Genomic DNA, 16281 nt, shown 5'->3' with positions numbered 1-16281 from the left:
CCGAAGAATGAAATTCTCCCGGCCACTCTGGAAGAGGCGCGGCCGGGGCGGCTGCGCGAGAGTGGAGGAGTTGTATCACCATGAAAAAGTTAGGTATTTTGAGCGCGGCCGTGTTGGGCCTGATGATGAGTGCGCCGATTGCCTTCGCCGAGGACATCACCTTCGCGGTGGTCGGACCGATGACCGGACAGCTTGCCACCATTGGCGATCAGTTCAAGCATGGCGCGCAAGCCGCAGCCGACGCAATCAACGCGGCCGGTGGCGTCGATGGCCGCCAGATCAAGCTCGACATCGAGGATGACCAGTGCGATCCGAAGCAGGCGGTTTCGGTCGCCAACCGCATCGTCGCCAACGGAGTCAAGTTCATCGATGGCCATGCCTGCTCGGGCTCGAGCATCCCGGCATCCGCCGTCTACGCCGAAGCCGGCGCGCTGATGATGAGCCCGGCTTCGTCGAACCCGGTGCTGACCGACGCAGCGGCGAAGGCTGGCTGGCCGACGATCATGCGCCTCTATACGCGCGACGATGCGCAGGGCGCTTTCATTGGTCCATGGATCGCCAAGAAATATGCTGGCAAGAACGTCGTCATCATGCATGACAAGAGCGCCTACGGTCAGGGCGTGGCTGATGCCGTCAAGGCAACGATGAACCAGAACGGCCTCAACGAGATCCTCTACGAAGGCATCAATGCCGGCGAAAAGGATTACTCCGCGCTTGTCACCAAGCTCAAGGAGCTGAAAGCCGATGTGGTCTATTTCGGCGGCTACCACCCCGAAGCCGGCCTCATCCTGCGCCAATCGGCGGAGCAGAGCGTCAAGTTCCAGCTGATCATGCCGGACTCGATCGCCTCGCCGGAATTCTGGCAGGTTGCCGGTCCCGCCGGAGAGGGCACCATGTTTGTCTTCCCGTCGGATCCGCAGGCGAAGCCCGAAGCCAAGGAAGCCATCGAAAAGATCAAGGCGGGCGGCTTCGTGCCCGAGGGGTTCACGCTGTTCTCCTATGCCGTGATCCAGGCCTTCGCCGAAGGCGTCAAGCGCGCCGGCAGCGACGATCCGGCCAAGGTTGCCGAGGCGTTGAAGAACGGCGAGCCGATCAGCACCGTCGTCGGCTCGGTCACTTTCGACGAGAAGGGCGACCTCAAGAACGCCAGCTACGACATCAACCAGTGGCACGACGGCAAATACGCGCCGATCCAGCCGTGATGGCTAGCGTCGCCTAGCGACAATCGGAGATGGCCGGGTCTGACCCGGCCATTTTCATTTGGGGCATGCGTTTGTGGCGCGTGTCGTCCACAACGCCTTATGGATAAAGGAACCAGCGGTCAGCCGTGGGCTTCCTCAGCAAAGCGAACCAGCACCGTCCCGTCTGTGACCTGCGCGCCTTCGGCCGCGATTTCGGCGATTACCCCGTCATGGGTAGCAGCGATGGTGTGCTCCATCTTCATCGCTTCCAGGATCAACAGCGGCTGGCCCTTGATGACGGTATCGCCTATCGCCGCGCGCACCAGCTTGACCAGACCAGGCATCGGCGCGCGCAGGCTGTCTGAACCGGCCGCGATTTCGTCGGCTCTCGCCAGCGGGTCCGGCACTGCGAAGCTGTAACCGACGGCGCCTTCGAACACGGTGACGTGGCCGGGCCAACGGGCGAGCCGAGGGGCGGAGCGAAGATCAAGCGGGTTGGCGCTGTCATAAGGGGTGCCCAGTGCCACTTGGAAGCGCCCGTCCGGTCGCAGCACCGACACAAGTGCGACGATCTCATCCTCGCCGTAGCGCAGCCGCGTGCGCCGCGGAACAGTGTGGAAATGCGCATAGCCGGCAAGCGACGACCACGGGTCGTCGGACGGCGCCTGGGTCCCGGCGCCGGATGCCGCGAATGCGGCTGCGGCGACGGTCTGGCTGCTCGGCGGCGGCACTGCGGTCAGTGCTTGCTGGTGCCTGCCGATCAGACCGGTATCGACATCGCCTGCCGAAAAATCCGCGTCAGCGGCAAGAGCGGCGAGGAAGGCTGTGTTGACGGTCGAGCCGGCGATCTCGGTCTGCGAAAGGGCTGTGCCCAGCGCTTCGAGCGCCGCCTGCCTGCCCTTGCCGTGCACGACCAGCTTGGCGATCATCGGGTCGTAGAACGGGGAGATAACATCGCCGGCCCGCACGCCGGTTTCGATCCGCATGCCGGCGCCCTCGGGCGCGGCATCCGGAAATTTCAGGTGATGCAGCGTGCCTGTCGCCGGCAAAAAACCCTTTGCCGCGTCCTCGGCATAGATGCGCGCCTCGAAGGCGTGTCCGGAGAGCGTGATCTCGCTCTGCGTCTTCGGCAGCTTTTCGCCGGAGGCCACCCGCAACTGCCACTCGACCAGATCGGTGCCGGTGACCATTTCGGTGACGGGGTGCTCGACCTGCAAGCGGGTGTTCATTTCCATGAACCAGAAGCGGTCGGCCTTCAGGCCCTGCGAGGCATCGACGATGAACTCGATCGTGCCGGCGCCGGAATAGTTGATCGCCTTGGCGGCCTTCACCGCCGCCTCCGTCATTGCCTTGCGCAAGGCCGGCGTCATGCCGGGGGCGGGGGCTTCCTCGATCACCTTCTGGTGGCGGCGCTGCGCCGAGCAGTCGCGCTCGTAGAGATGCACGACATTGCCGAAGACATCCCCGAACACCTGAACCTCGATGTGGCGCGGCTTCTCGACATACTTCTCGACCAGCACGCGGTCGTCGCCGAAAGCGGCCTTGGCCTCGCGCCGCGCACCCGACAGCGCCTCGGAAAAGTCGTCGGGATGTTCCACGCGCCGCATGCCCTTGCCACCGCCACCGGCGCGCGCCTTGATCAGCACGGGATAACCGATCTCGCGCGCCTTGGAGGCGAGCAGCACGATCTCCTGAGCCTCGCCGTGATAGCCCGGCACAACCGGCACGCCGGCCTTCTCCATCAGCCGCTTGGCCGCGTCTTTCAGCCCCATGGCGCGGATCGAAGCGGCCGACGGGCCGATGAAGACGAGCCCGGCCGCCGTCACCTGATCGACGAAATCAGGGTTTTCCGACAGAAAACCGTAGCCGGGATGGATGGCTTCCGCGCCGGTGGCCAAAGCCGCCGCGACGATCTTGTCGCCGCGCAGATAACTTTCGCCGACGGGCGAGGCACCGATATGCACCGCCTCGTCGGCCATCTCGACATGCAAAGCCCTGGCGTCGGCGTCGGAATAGACGGCGACCGTGCGCACACCCAGTTTGCGTGCCGTGCGGATCACACGGCAGGCGATCTCACCACGATTGGCGATCAGGATCTTGGCGAACATGGAGCCTCCGCAGCCAGGGTTTGCGACAGGCCTGGCAGGCGGCCGTCTACTTGGAGGCGGCGATTCCGCAGCCTCCGCTTGCGGTCTTGACCTTGTATTTTTTGACGCCGTCCTGACAGGACCGCAGTGCCAGATCTTCCGCAGCCTTCTTGGACGGCGCGTTCAGCCGCGCGCTGCAAAAGACGTACAGATCGGTCACGCGCGAATAGAAGGTCGTGGCATAGGCGGAATGCCCGCTGGCCGCCACATAGGCTTTGTAGGCCTTCGGGCAGTCTCCCGTCGAACCCGGCGGAAAATTGACGGCGAAACGGCTGTCGCCCTTGCTCCCCGCCAGCGATTCCGCCGCGCCAACCCCAGGCGCCGCGAATATAAGCAGTCCTGCAAGTACAGATACAGTTGTTTTCTGAAAAGGCCCTAGTCTCATCTTCGCCCAATCCCCATTGGTATTTGCAACGAGCAATAGCCGCAATTTTTCCGGGCGGCCAGTTCAATGGTTGAAAATAAGTCTGAGGGACGGGATTTCTCATCGGTGCAGGTCACGCTCCGCCAGACGCAGCAACGCCTGCTGGTACAGTTCCGCCGTCTGTTGGTCGAAGCAGCAGAAAATGACAGTTTCCGGAACCGCTTTCTGGCCGATGAAGGCACTCACGGTGTCAACGGCGATCTGCGTCGCCTGCTCCTTTGGATATCGGTATACACCGGTCGAGATCGCCGGAAATGCCACTGTCCGGCAACCGTTGGCTGCGGCAAGCTCGAGCGACCGGCGATAGCAGGAGGCCAACAACTCGGCCTCGCCTTTGCCGCCGCCTTGCCAGACCGGCCCGACCGTGTGGATGAAGCGTGCCGGCAGCCTGTAACCCCTGGTAAGTTTTGCGTCGCCGACCTTGCAGCCATTCAGCATCCGGCATTCGAATTCGAGCTCGGGGCCGGCCGCCCGGTGAATGGCGCCGTCGACGCCACCGCCGCCCAAGAGCGAGGTGTTGGCGGCGTTGACGATGGCATCGACCGCCAGCTTGGTGATGTCGCCGGTATGAACGCGAATTCTGTGGTTGATCTCGCTCATTTCACATCCTGAACACGCCGAACTTTGTTTCCTCGATCCCGGCGTTCAGCGCGGCTGAAAGGCTGAGCGCCAGCACCTCGCGCGTCTTGGCCGGGTCGATGATGCCGTCGTCCCACAGCCGGGCGGAGGAATAGAGCGGATGGCCCTCATGCTCGTATTTCATCAAGATCGGCTTCTTGAATTTTGCTTCCTCCTCCGCGCTCCATTCTCCGCCCTTGCGTTCGATCCCCTCGCGCTTGACGACGGCGAGCACGGTCGCCGCCTGTTCGCCGCCCATCACCGAAATGCGGGCGTTCGGCCACATCCACAGGAAGCGTGGCGAATAGGCGCGTCCGCACATGCCGTAGTTGCCTGCGCCGAACGAGCCGCCGATGATCATGGTCACCTTCGGCACACGGGCCGTGGCGACAGCCATCACCAGCTTGGCGCCATCCTTGGCAATGCCGCCGGCCTCGTATTTTCGTCCCACCATGAAGCCGGTGATGTTCTGCAGGAAGATCAGCGGGATCTTGCGCTGGCAGCACAGTTCGATGAAATGCGCGCCCTTCAGCGCGCTTTCCGAAAACAACACGCCGTTGTTGGCGATGATGCCGACCGGCATGCCCTGAAGATGGGCAAAGCCGGTGACCAGCGTGGTGCCGTAATTCTGCTTGAACTCGTCGAACTCGGAGCCGTCGACGAGGCGCGCGATCACTTCGCGCACGTCATAGGGCTGGCGCAGGTCGGTCGGCACGATGCCGTAGAGCTCACCGGCTGCATGAAGCGGCGGAATCGGATCGCGAAGTGCCAGCCCGATGTCCTTCTTTCGATTCAAGTTCTTGACGATGCGGCGTGCGATCGCCAGCGCATGCTCGTCGTCCAGCGCATAGTGGTCGGCGACCCCGGAAAGCCGCGTGTGCACATCGGCCCCACCCAGTTCCTCCGCGCTGACATCCTCGCCGGTAGCGGCCTTCACCAGCGGCGGGCCGCCGAGGAAGATGGTCGCCTGATTGCGCACCATGATCGTCTCGTCCGACATCGCCGGCACATAGGCGCCACCCGCCGTGCACGAACCCATGACGCAGGCGATCTGCGGAATGCCTGCAGCCGACATATTGGCCTGGTTGTAGAAGATGCGGCCGAAATGGTCGCGGTCGGGAAACACCTCGTCCTGGTTGGGCAGGTTGGCGCCGCCGCTGTCGACCAGATAGACGCAAGGCAGTTTGTTCTGCATCGCGATCTCCTGCGCGCGCAGATGCTTCTTCACCGTCAGCGGATAATAGGTGCCGCCCTTCACCGTGGCGTCGTTGACGACGACCATGACTTCGGTGCCTTCGACGCGGCCGATGCCGGCGATGAGGCCGGCCGATGAGATGTCTTCGCCATACATCGACCACGCGGCGAACTGGCCGATTTCAAGGAACGGCGAGCCGGTGTCGAGCAATTGAGCGAGGCGCTCGCGCGGCAAGAGCTTGCCGCGGCTCTGGTGGCGCTCACGCGCTTCCTCCGAGCCGCCACGCTCGACGGTTGCCGCCTTTTCCGCAATGTCGGCGACCAGCGCCCGCATACGCTCGGCATTGGCGCGGAAGGTGTCCGAGGCGGGCGAGATCTGTGAGGTGAGGGTGGTCATGATGTTACCGGATCAATTCGATCTTGCAGCCGACATCCAGATCACCCCAATCGCGATCAGCGGTGACGGCGATGGCGTTCTCGCGAATTGCCAGTGCGAGGCAGGCCCGGTCGCCCAGCGATAAGCCGCGATGCCGCGTCAGTTCGCGAAGCTGACCGGCGGCGATGCCCATCGCTTCGTCGAAAACGGCGACCGGCATGCCGAGGCTCGCAAGGTCGTCGGCAGCCTCCTCCATGCTGCGTCCCCTGTCGATCAGCTTGGCGATAATTTCAGCCGCATTGACGGAGCTGCATTGCGCATCCGGCGCAAAACCCAAGGCGATATCGGTGCCTTTCTCGTTGAGCAGGATCGCAAGCGCCGCCGAACTGTCCATGACGTAGGGTTTCATTTCGCACGCTTTCTCGTCGTCCCTTCGGCATGAAGCCGGTCCAAACGCTTGTCGCTTCGGCGCTGTTCTTCCCGCCGCTCCTTCAGAAATTCGTCGACGACACTTTCCTCGGGCTTTTTCAACGCCGACAATTCCGCCTGGACGCGCCGCAGATTTTGGAGCCACGACCTTACCCGCAACTCGCCGTTCTCGACGTGAAGGATCAAGTCTTCACCAGGCCTCACGCCCATTTCCTCGCGCATCGCAGCCGGGATAACGAAGCGCCCGCCCTCGCCAAGCTTGATGCGCTCTCGTTTCGCTGGAGCCCGGAGCGGAGTTTTCCGAGCTCCGGCCTCGAACTGGTTTTGCGGATTTTCGCCCAACCCTGCCTTTTCCGTTTCGTTTGCCATGGTCTGCCTCGTTCCAGCAATGCGGCACATTTCAGAATTATGGCACTATCTCCTATGTATGCCAGATTTCAAGACAGCGCCACTAAACTCCCTCCGCCATGATTTCGCGCCCGATCAGCCAGCGGCGGATTTCGCTGGTGCCGGCGCCGATCTCGTAGAGCTTGGCGTCGCGCAAAAGCCGACCGGTCGGATAATCGTTGATGTAGCCATTGCCGCCCAGCAACTGGATGGCGTCGAGGGCCATCTGTGTCGCCTTCTCGGCGGCGAACAGCACGCAAGCGGCGGCGTCCTTGCGGCTCGTCTGGCCGCGGTCGCAGGCGGCGGCGACAGCATAGACGTAGGCGCGCGCGGCGTTCATCGTCGTGTACATATCGGCGAGCTTGCCTTGCACCAGCTGGAACTCGCCGATCGGCTGGCCGAACTGCTTGCGTTCATGCACATAAGGGACCGCCACATCGAGGCACGCCGCCATCAGCCCGATCGGGCCGCCGGCGAGCACGGTGCGCTCGTAGTCGAGGCCCGACATCAGCACTTCGACGCCGCGCCCTTCCTCGTGCAGCACATTGTCGAACGGCACCTCGACATTCGAAAAGACCAGCTCGCCGGTATTCGAGCCGCGCATGCCGAGCTTGTCGAGCTTTTGCGCGACGGAAAAGCCGGCCATCGATTTCTCGACGATGAAGGCGGTGATCCCACGCGAATGGAGCTCCGGATCGGTCTTGGCATAGACGACCAGCGTCTCGGCGTCCGGGCCATTGGTGATCCACATCTTGGTGCCGTTGAGCACATAGCGGTCGTTGCGCTTTTCGGCACGCAGCTTGAGCGACACGACATCGGAGCCGGCGCCGGTTTCCGACATTGCCAGCGCGCCGACCTTTTCGCCGCTGCACAGCGCTGGCAGATATTTTTCCTTCTGTGCCGGCGTCGCCCAGCGATTGATTTGGTTGACGCAGAGATTGGAATGGGCGCCGTAGGAGAGGCCGACCGAGGCCGAGGCACGCGAAATCTCCTCCATCGCGACCACATGGGCGAGATAGCCCATGCCGGTGCCACCGAAATCCGGGTCGGCGGTGATGCCGAGCAGGCCGAGGGCTCCGAATTCGCGCCACAGATGCGCCGGAAATTCATTCGAGCGGTCGATCTCGGCGGCGATCGGTGCGATCTTTTCCTGGGCGAAGCGCCGCACCAGGTCGCGCAGCGCCTCGATGTCTTCGTCAAGCCCGAAGTTGAGTGTGTGCGTGTACATGCCGTTCCTCCCGGCGCATGGTCCCGAAATCGAATTCGATTCCGGGAGGGATCATGCGCAAAATCAAGGTGCTACAGCGTCCTTTGCGCGGCCGAAGCCGTGCGGGGCGCTGTAGGTCGTAGTCGCGCCGTGGGCCTCTGCTCCCACCAGCCGCATGGTCATTGAAAGATATGTGGCGGTCACCTCCGAGATCGATAGCCGCTCGCCCGGTCGGAACCAGACGATGACGCCGGTCATCATCTGGATCACCGCCATCGCCGTCAGCCCTGTGTCTTCGACGCTGAAGACGCTGGCTTCGGCGCCGTCGCGCAGGATGGCGCGCAGCTCCTTTTCATAGGCCGTGCGCATACGCAGGATCTGCGTCAGGCGATCATGCGACAGGCTGCGCAGCTCCATGTTGGAGACATGGGTGGCGTGGCGACGCTCGATGTGGAAGGCGATGTGGTTTTCGACATAGGCGGCAAGCCGCCTCGCCGGATCGGCCGCGGCGGGGCGCGCCGCATTCCACGCCCGGATAAGCCCCTCCATGTGCTCGCGCATCAGCGTGAACAAGAGGTCTTCCTTGGTCGGGAAATAGCGGTAGAGCGCGGCGGCCTGGACCCCGACCTCCGCTGCGAGCTGGCGCATCGACATCGCCTCGTAGCCTAGACGCGCGATCAGGTTAACCGCCGCTTCGCGGATCGCTGCCTCGGTCTTTTCGCCGTCGGAACCGGTCGTGCGGGCCATCATCGCCTCATCGTGAAGCGACAATAATAAAACGAACGTTTAATTAATTCAAGAGCTGCATTTCTGATGAACGACTGCGACCTTTAAATAGTTGACTAAGTCAAATAATACAGTGATGATCCTGCGGTGTAGAATCTCCAGAAACGGAGCCCCGACATGCCGGATGAGCGGAATGCTATGGTCGCTGAGATCCGTCATTTCAACAGGTTTTACACCAGCTTGATTGGGCTGCTCGACGAGACCTTGATGCAGAGCACCTATACGCTGACCGAGGCGCGGGTGCTATTCGAGCTGGGTCGCCGCGCGGGAGCCGTCGCTACCAACCCGAGCGGCGAGGCAGGGTTTCTTGCGCGAGCGTTCCATCTCGGTCTCGAGCCGGCTGCGTCCGGGATTGCCGGCGAGCTCCGGCTGGACCCCGCCTTTGTAACGCGGATCCTTAGAAAATTCACCGCCATGGGCCTGACCGAATTGCGTACCGATCTGAACGATCGGCGTCAGCGCACCCTGTCCCTGACCGCGCGGGGAAACTCGGAACTGGCAGCACTTCAGGCGGCGGCGGATCGCGATCTCACCCGGCTGACGGCCGGTCTGGCCGACGACGAAGCCGCCGAGCTTTCGAACACCTTGAAGCGGGTCATGTGCCTGCTCGGTGACGGGGAGATAGCGGCAAGGCCGAAAACGACGGCGTAGCGATCTTCAGTTCCCCCGTGCCGCCGCCAACGCGCCGGGCAATTCCTCGGCAAGAATATCGAGCTCATGGTCGAGGCCGACGCTGACCCGGATGCAGCGGTCGAGCACCGGCACTATTGGCTTGCGGATGAACACATCGCGCGACAAAAGCGCCTGCAGCACGTTCAGTGCGAAGGCGCCGTCGCGGCCGCAGTCTATGGTGACGAAATTGGTCGCCGAGGGCAGCGGCTTCAGTCCATTCGCCTCGGCTATCTCAGCTATACGCCGGCGGCCGGCAGCGACCCGCGCCACCACACTCTGGAGATAGTCCTGATCGGCCAACGCCTCGACGCCGGCAATCTGCGCCATGCGGCTGACGCCGTAATGGTTGCGGATTTTTTCGAAGTCGCGGATCACCTGGGCGTCGGCCACCGCATAGCCGCAGCGTATGCCGGCCAGCCCGTAGGCTTTCGAGAAGGTGCGCATGCGAATGACGTTCGGCCGCGCCACATCGATCGGCGGCAGCGCCGAGGCGGGCCCCAACTCGCCATAGGCCTCGTCGAGCACCAACATGGTGGCCTCCGGCAGGGCTTCGATGAAGCGGATGAGCTCGGCCGCCTCCCACCAGCTTCCCATTGGATTGTCCGGGTTGGAGAGGTAGACCAGCGGCGCATTTTCCTTGCGCGCTGCAGCCAATAGGCCGTCCAGGCTTTCCCGGTCGTCCTCGTAGGGGACCGCGACCAGCCGGCCGCCGACGCCGGCTATGTGGAAATTGAAGGTCGGATAGGCACCGAGCGAGGTGGCCACGGCATCGGCCGGTGCCACATACATGCGAGCCACCAGGCTGAGCAACCCGTCTATGCCTTCGCCGACAACCACGTTTTCGGCGCTGACGCCGAGATGCGCGGCGACAGCCACCTTCAAATCGTGATTGTCGGGGTCGCAGTACATCCACATGTCCCCGGCGATCTCCGCCATGCGGGCGATGACGCGCGGCGAGGGACCGAAACTGCTCTCATTGGCGCCGATGCGGGCGCGAAACGCGCGGCCGCGGTCCCGCTCCTGCGCTTCCGGGCCGACAAACGGCACCGTTGAGGGAAGCGCGCTGATGATTGGCGTGAGGGGAGGGCGCTGGCGCATGGCAATGCTCGTTCGAAAAGGGGCTCGTTCGAAAAGGGACTTCTTGCTAGCGCGGCACAGTTGGCCGCGCAAGCTCCCGCCTTGACTGCAACCGGCATGCTGGATTCCTTCGGCTCTTTTTGCTAGCGAGATATCATGAACAATCGACTCCCACCTGCTTGGTCAAAGCACATCAACCCCGGTCCCGCGCCGAAAGCGAAGGTGCCGATACTGAAACCGACGGTGAATCAAGGAACCGCTCAATCGCGCGCGCAAGCCGACGACGCGCTGCTGAAACAGGCATATATCCATCAGCAGGCAAAGCGGCTCGACGAGGCACAGGATCTATGCCTTCGGGTTCTGGCGCGCACGCCAAACCATCCGCTCGCCTTGTATATCTTGGGGACTCTATACCTGCGTTACGATGATGAGATGGCCTTGCGATATTTCGCACGGGCGGTCGGCGAGGAGCCTAAAAACCCCTACTACCACCTGAGTCTTGGCGAGGCCTATGTGAAGGTCAGCGAATATTCGCCGGCAATCAAGCATATGCAGTACGCCTTGGAACTGCAGCCCGGCCTTATCGAAGCACTTTGTGCATTGGGGCGCACTTACATAGCGTTTGACAAGCCCGACATGGCTTTGCCGCTTTACGAGAAGGCGCTGAAAATCAACCGCGATCATCCCAAGGTACGGGCCGGGCTGGCCCGTGCGCTCAGCAGCCTGGGGCGCATGGATGAGGCAGCCGTCTATCTGAAAGAAGCAATCGGACGTCGCATTGGGGTGCCGGACGCCTACAACGACCTTGTACAGACGCGAAAGTTCACCGAGGAACCCGAGGAGCTCCAATCCATTCTTCGTGAACTCGGCGATCCGAAGCTTGGTTCGGAAGGCGCACAGCAACTCCATTACGCCGCCGGCAAGGTGCTGAACGACATCAAGCGCTATGATGAGGCATTCGACCATTTCAACAAGGCGAAACAGGCCTCCGGCTACAAGTTCGATATCGACGTGTATCGTCGCTGGATAGACGCGATGATCGAAACCTTCACGCCGGATTTTTTAGCTGCCAGGGCCGGCTATGGAAACACTTCCGAAGTGCCTGTGTTCGTGGTTGGCATGCCTCGCTCGGGGACGACGCTTACGGAACAGATCTGCGCCAGCCATCCCGATGTTCATGGGGCAGGGGAGCTTAACAAATTAAGGCGGGTTGCGAATGCGATCGGCCTCAAAACCTCATCGGCCGGAGATTTGACCCAGCCGATCATGTCGATCACAGAAGATCTGTCCAGAACCTTGGCCCAAGAGCATCTGTCCTATTTGCGGGAGCGGGCGCCTGCCGCGCTTCGCGTAGTCGACAAGATGCCGCACAATTTCGAGCTGATCGGCCTCATCGGCCTTCTCTTTCCCAACGCACGCATCATTCATTGCCGTCGTGATGCCGTTGACAATTGCGTCTCCTGCTTTGTCCAGAACTTCAACGAGGGGCACAGCTACAACACCGACCTGAATACACTAGGCCTGTACTATCGCGAATATGATCGCCTGATGCGGCATTGGAACGAGGTTTTTCCAGGTCTTATCTTCGAAAATCGCTACGAAACGCTGGTTGAGGACCAGGAAGCGCAGTCGCGCCGCCTCATAGATTATCTCGGGCTTCCCTGGGATGACGCCTGCCTGCGCTTTTTCGACAGGGATGGTTCGGTCAACACGCCCAGTCGCTGGCAGGTTCGTCAACCGATCTACAAATCGTCCGTCAAGCGCTGGAAGAATTACGAAAACGAAATTCAGCCGCTGATCCAGTCGCTGGGCGATCTTGCAGAGATTTGACATGAGGTTCGGCGGGCCGCGAGGATCTCAATCAATCGCATAGGCTTGCTGCCGACCGACCTTCGGCCGCTAAACGCTGCTGCGGTGCAGAATCTTTGGAGACGCTGGAGGGACAGCGCCCCCCTCTGTCCTGCCGGCCATTTCCCCCACAAGGAGGGAGATCGGCAGCTGCGCTGACGGCGCCTGTTCATCAACGTTCGAGATTGGCGAAAGCAACGGCGACGGCCAATCTCCCCCCAAGTGGGGGAGATGTCCGGCAGGACAGAGGGGGGCGCGAAGGATCGCTGCTGCTTTCATTCTGCGCTCCTGCTCCACCCTGGGGATGATGGGTGGGCTGTGGCCAATCGCCAGCGCTGGAGATTGGCGGCTGCATTCCGCTCCAAATCAGCAGAGAACGACCGTGGCCAGTATCGGGGCGCCGTGCATCACGCATTTGGCAGCCACGCCGATACGAAAAAACCCGGCGGTTGCCCGCCGGGTTCATTTTCAGTCAGACGCTGCTGATTAGAACGAGCGCTGGAAGCGGAGAATACCGCCGATGCTGTCTTCGTCGTCCGCACCGGTCCAGTTGGAGAAGTCGGCTTCGCCAAACTTGCCTGCGTGCAGGTAGTCGACTTCGGCCGTGATCGTCAGGCCCGGGACGACGTCGTAGGCGATGTTGGCAGCGATGCCGAGGTTCTCGCCTTCGTCATACGAAGCCTGGAGGTTGAACGAGGTCTTCTCGTTGATGGTGTAGGTACCACCGCCCCAGACTGCCCAGTTGCCGCTCCACAGCTTGTACATGCCGCGGCCGTTGGCATCCCATACATATGAAGGGTCCGTATAGTTGTCGTCAGTGCCGTAGCCGGCCATGATGAACAGCGACAGGTTCTCCATCGGCGTGATGTCGAGGCGAACCTTGCCGGCCACTTCTTCATAGTTGCTGTCATAAGCAACGACGCCGGTGATCGCGCCCCAGCCCTGCGTCCACTTCACGCCGCCGACGACATGCGGAACGTAGCTGTCGATTGTGAAGGGGCCGTAGCCTTCTTCGAGCGAGACGACGGCCGAGAAGCCGTTGCCGGCGTCGAAGTAGTACTGGACGACGTTGGTGTCGAAGCCACCAAAGGGAACCAGCGTATCGTTGATGACGTTGCCGGCGTAGCCGATGAACGTATCGAAGGCCGACTCGTCCTTACCGACGCGCAGCCCACCGAGCTGGATCCAGGCGAAGTTCAGCGAGACGCCTCTGTTGCCGGCCTCGTTAGGGACGAAGGCCAGCTCCCCGTCTGGGGCGTAACCAACGTCGGCGCGGCCCTGGCGGTTGCCGAAGTTGAAGCGGGTCTCGGTGTAGGTCTTCAAGGTGCCGAGCTCGGTTTCCTGGCCGGTCCAGGTCTTCAGCGTGAAGCGAGCGCGCTTCCAATAGGTGTCGTTCTCGCTGCCGTCCTCGTAGTCGCCAGACGTTGCACCAGCGAAGGCGCCGACGTCGCCGACGCCGATGTCGTAGCGGAGATAGCCGCCGATGCGCAGGCAGGTTTCGGTGCCGGGGATGTAGAAATAGCCAGCGCCGTAGACGTCGCAGATCCGGACGTATTCAGCGGGTTCCGGCTCGGCGACGACGACGGCGTCGGCGGCGCGCGCACCGGAAACTGCGACCAGCGCCGCAGCGGAGCCGAGAAGAAGGCTCTTGATGTTCATTTTCTGACCTCCAGTCAGAATCGAACGAAACAGCGGACCGGTGACGGCTGTTTCTACGGTAGTTACTTGTTATTGCTTGGTTTTTTGGAGAATCGCAGGATTTGCCGTTGGTCGTGAAAACTCGCCACAGACGTTCGTGAGCGAAAACCGCGCCAAAAAAGGCGCTGCCAACCAACTCTTGGACACAGGAAGTTTTGACAGATTGGCTGCCCCTTTGTCGGTGGCGATCGCATACATTCTCCCTTCGTCATCCTGGGGCGGAGCAAGGAGCGAAGTGACGCAGCGCAGACCCCGGGATCCATGCCGTGACGTTTGCGTGTCGCAACGGTGCAAGCTCTGCTTCAGCGCACCCGTTGGCGACCGCACTCGTCGAACGGCCATCCTGAGCCGCTGCATTCTTTGGCTGATGTCATGGCATGGATCCCAGGGTCTTCGCGACGTCGCTTCGCTCCTGCTTCGCCCTGGGATGATGAAGCTGGGAAAGGCTTCGGAACCAGGTTTTGCAAGGGATTCTCGAGAAGAATTCGCCGGGCTTGTCCTGCGAAGCGCGCAGCGCGAAGCAGGATGGCGGAGAGGATGGGATTCGAACCCACGAGAAGCTTTTGACCTCTACTCCCTTAGCAGGGGAGCGCCTTCGACCACTCGGCCACCTCTCCGTTGCGCCGGTGGATAAAGAAAAGCGCCGGCACAATCAACAAGCCTGCGCGATTATCATTGAAAAAACCGGCTCCTGCTGAAGCGCCGCCTTGGCGTGCGGCGATTCCGTGGCGATTCGCTGGCTGGCGGCTCCGGGGGCAATGGTCGCATTTCCGGCTGGCAATTGCCGGAATCGGCAGGGTCACAAGGGCTCGCCCAAGGGTTTCCGGCAGCTCGATGGTTAATGAGAGCTTTCCGAGTGAGGCCAAATCGTGTCATTTGTGCAACAACGTTTGGGGATAGCACCCGCACAGACCTTTCGCCGGTACGATGGTGGTTGAACGCCGCCGCCTCATGGGTAATGTCGAGTTCGAAGGAGCGGCGCGGTGCGCATCTTTTTCGGTAGTGGGGATGGGGCAGGGAACGCTGTCCTTCAGCAAAGAATACCCAGACCCGTTTTTTAACTTTTGACTGGAGGTCAGAAAATGAACATCAAGAGCCTTCTTCTCGGCTCCGCTGCGGCGCTGGTCGCAGTTTCCGGTGCGCGCGCCGCCGACGCCGTCGTCGTCGCCGAGCCGGAACCCGCTGAATACGTCCGGATCTGCGACGTCTACGGCGCTGGCTATTTCTACATCCCCGGCACCGAAACCTGCCTGCGCATCGGCGGCTACGTCCGCTACGACATCGGCGTCGGTGACGTCGGCACTTTCACCGGTGCGACGAACTGGGACCGCGAGGACGGCGGCGAGAACGACACCTATTGGAAGCGCGCTCGCTTCACGCTGAAGACCTGGACCGGCCAGGAAACCGAGCTCGGCACCTTGAAGACCTACACCGAGACCCGCTACAACTTCGGTAACAGGCAGGGCTTCGCCGCCATCGACGAGGATGGGTACCTCGTCGGCAACGATGCCGGCAACAGGGGCGTTTCGCTGAACTTCGCTTGGATCCAGCTCGGTGGGCTGCGCGTCGGTAAGGACGAATCGGCCTTCGATACGTTCATCGGCTACGCCGGCAACGTCATGAACGATACGCTGGTCCCCTACGGCGGCTTCGACACCAACGTCATCCAGTACTACTTCGATGCCGGCAACGGCTTCTCGGCCGTCGTCTCGCTCGAAGAAGGCTACGGCCCCTTCACGATCGACGACTATGTTCCGCATGTCGTCGGCGGCTTGAAGTGGACGCAGGGCTGGGGCGCGATCACCGGCGTCATCGCTTATGACAGCGCCTACGAAGAAGTGGCCGGCAAGGTTCGCCTCGACATCACGCCGATGGAGAACCTGTCGCTGTTCATCATGGCTGGCTACGGCACCGACGACAACTACACGGACCCCACCTGGGCATTCCCCGCTGGCGGTCGCGGCATGTACAAGCTGTGGAGCGGCAACTGGGCACTCTGGGGCGGTGGTACCTACACCATCAACGAGAAGACCTCGTTCAACGCCCAGATCTCGTATGACGAAGGCGAAAACCTCGGCGTCGTGGCGAACATCGCCTATGACATCGTCCCCGGCCTGACGATCACGGCGGAAGCCTCCTACCTCGGCGTTGGTGATGATACCGTCTCCAACTGGACCGGTGCCGACGATGATGACAACTTTGGCGGCCAGCTCCGCTTCCAGCGCTCGTTCTAAGGG

At 61.9% G+C, this 16281-nt stretch carries 14 protein-coding genes and 1 tRNA gene; 4 read left to right on the top strand and 11 right to left on the bottom strand.

Annotation, left to right across the window (positions count from 1 at the left end; genetic code table 11):
* Positions 1–80: 80 nt before the first annotated feature.
* On the top strand, positions 81–1202 hold the full coding sequence (locus tag NKH73_RS05975; RefSeq protein WP_352929036.1) for an ABC transporter substrate-binding protein: 1122 nt from the start codon (positions 81–83) through the stop codon (positions 1200–1202).
* A gap of 119 nt (positions 1203–1321) precedes the next feature.
* On the opposite strand, the gene NKH73_RS05970 is transcribed toward NKH73_RS05975, so the two are convergent.
* From NKH73_RS05970 to NKH73_RS05935, 8 genes are all read right to left on the bottom strand, one after another.
* The gene (locus NKH73_RS05970; RefSeq protein ID WP_352929034.1) at positions 1322–3289 is read right to left on the bottom strand and encodes an acetyl/propionyl/methylcrotonyl-CoA carboxylase subunit alpha; all 1968 of its coding nucleotides are present in this window, start codon (positions 3287–3289) and stop codon (positions 1322–1324) included.
* A gap of 46 nt (positions 3290–3335) precedes the next feature.
* Entirely contained in the window at positions 3336–3758 is a 423-nt protein-coding gene (locus tag NKH73_RS05965; protein WP_502894158.1) for a hypothetical protein, read from the bottom strand.
* 54 nt (positions 3759–3812) lie between these two features.
* Positions 3813–4352 (bottom strand): O-acetyl-ADP-ribose deacetylase, encoded by a 540-nt coding sequence (locus NKH73_RS05960; RefSeq protein WP_352929032.1) that lies wholly within the window; start codon positions 4350–4352, stop codon positions 3813–3815.
* A 1-nt stretch (position 4353) separates the two neighbouring features.
* On the bottom strand, positions 4354–5961 hold the full coding sequence (locus tag NKH73_RS05955; protein WP_352929030.1) for a carboxyl transferase domain-containing protein: 1608 nt from the start codon (positions 5959–5961) through the stop codon (positions 4354–4356).
* 4 nt (positions 5962–5965) lie between these two features.
* On the bottom strand, positions 5966–6349 hold the full coding sequence (locus NKH73_RS05950; protein WP_352929028.1) for a type II toxin-antitoxin system VapC family toxin: 384 nt from the start codon (positions 6347–6349) through the stop codon (positions 5966–5968).
* Positions 6346–6711 (bottom strand): AbrB/MazE/SpoVT family DNA-binding domain-containing protein, encoded by a 366-nt coding sequence (locus NKH73_RS05945; RefSeq protein WP_352929026.1) that lies wholly within the window; start codon positions 6709–6711, stop codon positions 6346–6348. Before NKH73_RS05945 ends, NKH73_RS05950 begins: the two co-directional genes overlap by 4 nt.
* A 109-nt stretch (positions 6712–6820) precedes the next feature.
* On the bottom strand, positions 6821–7984 hold the full coding sequence (locus NKH73_RS05940) for an isovaleryl-CoA dehydrogenase (RefSeq protein ID WP_352929024.1): 1164 nt from the start codon (positions 7982–7984) through the stop codon (positions 6821–6823).
* 63 nt (positions 7985–8047) lie between these two features.
* The gene (locus tag NKH73_RS05935) at positions 8048–8710 is read right to left on the bottom strand and encodes a TetR/AcrR family transcriptional regulator (RefSeq protein ID WP_352929022.1); all 663 of its coding nucleotides are present in this window, start codon (positions 8708–8710) and stop codon (positions 8048–8050) included.
* Between the two features lie 156 nt (positions 8711–8866).
* Here NKH73_RS05935 and NKH73_RS05930 point away from each other — a divergent pair, with 156 nt between their 5' ends.
* The gene (locus NKH73_RS05930; protein ID WP_352929020.1) at positions 8867–9400 is read left to right on the top strand and encodes a MarR family winged helix-turn-helix transcriptional regulator; all 534 of its coding nucleotides are present in this window, start codon (positions 8867–8869) and stop codon (positions 9398–9400) included.
* Positions 9401–9406: 6 nt separating this feature from the next.
* Here NKH73_RS05930 and NKH73_RS05925 read toward each other — a convergent pair whose 3' ends face one another.
* Positions 9407–10519, bottom strand: a complete 1113-nt coding sequence (locus NKH73_RS05925; RefSeq protein ID WP_352929018.1) for a pyridoxal phosphate-dependent aminotransferase — start codon at positions 10517–10519, stop codon at positions 9407–9409.
* A gap of 135 nt (positions 10520–10654) precedes the next feature.
* On the opposite strand from NKH73_RS05925, the gene NKH73_RS05920 reads away from it, so the two are divergent.
* On the top strand, positions 10655–12328 hold the full coding sequence (locus NKH73_RS05920; RefSeq protein WP_352929016.1) for a tetratricopeptide repeat-containing sulfotransferase family protein: 1674 nt from the start codon (positions 10655–10657) through the stop codon (positions 12326–12328).
* Between the two features lie 504 nt (positions 12329–12832).
* Here NKH73_RS05920 and NKH73_RS05915 read toward each other — a convergent pair.
* Entirely contained in the window at positions 12833–14005 is a 1173-nt protein-coding gene (locus NKH73_RS05915; protein WP_352929014.1) for a porin, read from the bottom strand.
* A gap of 565 nt (positions 14006–14570) precedes the next feature.
* A tRNA-Ser gene (locus NKH73_RS05910) sits at positions 14571–14661 on the bottom strand.
* 465 nt (positions 14662–15126) lie between these two features.
* On the opposite strand from NKH73_RS05910, the gene NKH73_RS05905 reads away from it, so the two are divergent.
* Positions 15127–16278: a porin gene (locus NKH73_RS05905; protein WP_352929012.1), complete on the top strand. Its 1152-nt coding sequence runs from the start codon at positions 15127–15129 to the stop codon at positions 16276–16278.
* Positions 16279–16281 lie beyond the last annotated feature (3 nt).

It is taken from the genome of Mesorhizobium sp. M0938, from assembly GCF_040319125.1.
Taxonomy (GTDB): domain Bacteria; phylum Pseudomonadota; class Alphaproteobacteria; order Rhizobiales; family Rhizobiaceae; genus Mesorhizobium; species Mesorhizobium robiniae.
This window is presented reverse-complemented; position numbering and strand designations above follow the sequence as displayed.

Coding starts and splice junctions, on each gene's coding strand:
- NKH73_RS05920 (WP_352929016.1), top strand. CDS start 10,655: ATGAACAATCGACTCCCACCTGCTTGGTCAAAGCACATCAACCCCGGT.
- NKH73_RS05915 (WP_352929014.1), bottom strand. CDS start 14,005: ATGAACATCAAGAGCCTTCTTCTCGGCTCCGCTGCGGCGCTGGTCGCA.
- NKH73_RS05930 (WP_352929020.1), top strand. CDS start 8,867: ATGCCGGATGAGCGGAATGCTATGGTCGCTGAGATCCGTCATTTCAAC.
- NKH73_RS05975 (WP_352929036.1), top strand. CDS start 81: ATGAAAAAGTTAGGTATTTTGAGCGCGGCCGTGTTGGGCCTGATGATG.
- NKH73_RS05905 (WP_352929012.1), top strand. CDS start 15,127: ATGAACATCAAGAGCCTTCTTCTCGGCTCCGCTGCGGCGCTGGTCGCA.
- NKH73_RS05960 (WP_352929032.1), bottom strand. CDS start 4,352: ATGAGCGAGATCAACCACAGAATTCGCGTTCATACCGGCGACATCACC.
- NKH73_RS05955 (WP_352929030.1), bottom strand. CDS start 5,961: ATGACCACCCTCACCTCACAGATCTCGCCCGCCTCGGACACCTTCCGC.
- NKH73_RS05970 (WP_352929034.1), bottom strand. CDS start 3,289: ATGTTCGCCAAGATCCTGATCGCCAATCGTGGTGAGATCGCCTGCCGT.
- NKH73_RS05940 (WP_352929024.1), bottom strand. CDS start 7,984: ATGTACACGCACACACTCAACTTCGGGCTTGACGAAGACATCGAGGCG.
- NKH73_RS05950 (WP_352929028.1), bottom strand. CDS start 6,349: ATGAAACCCTACGTCATGGACAGTTCGGCGGCGCTTGCGATCCTGCTC.
- NKH73_RS05935 (WP_352929022.1), bottom strand. CDS start 8,710: ATGGCCCGCACGACCGGTTCCGACGGCGAAAAGACCGAGGCAGCGATC.
- NKH73_RS05925 (WP_352929018.1), bottom strand. CDS start 10,519: ATGCGCCAGCGCCCTCCCCTCACGCCAATCATCAGCGCGCTTCCCTCA.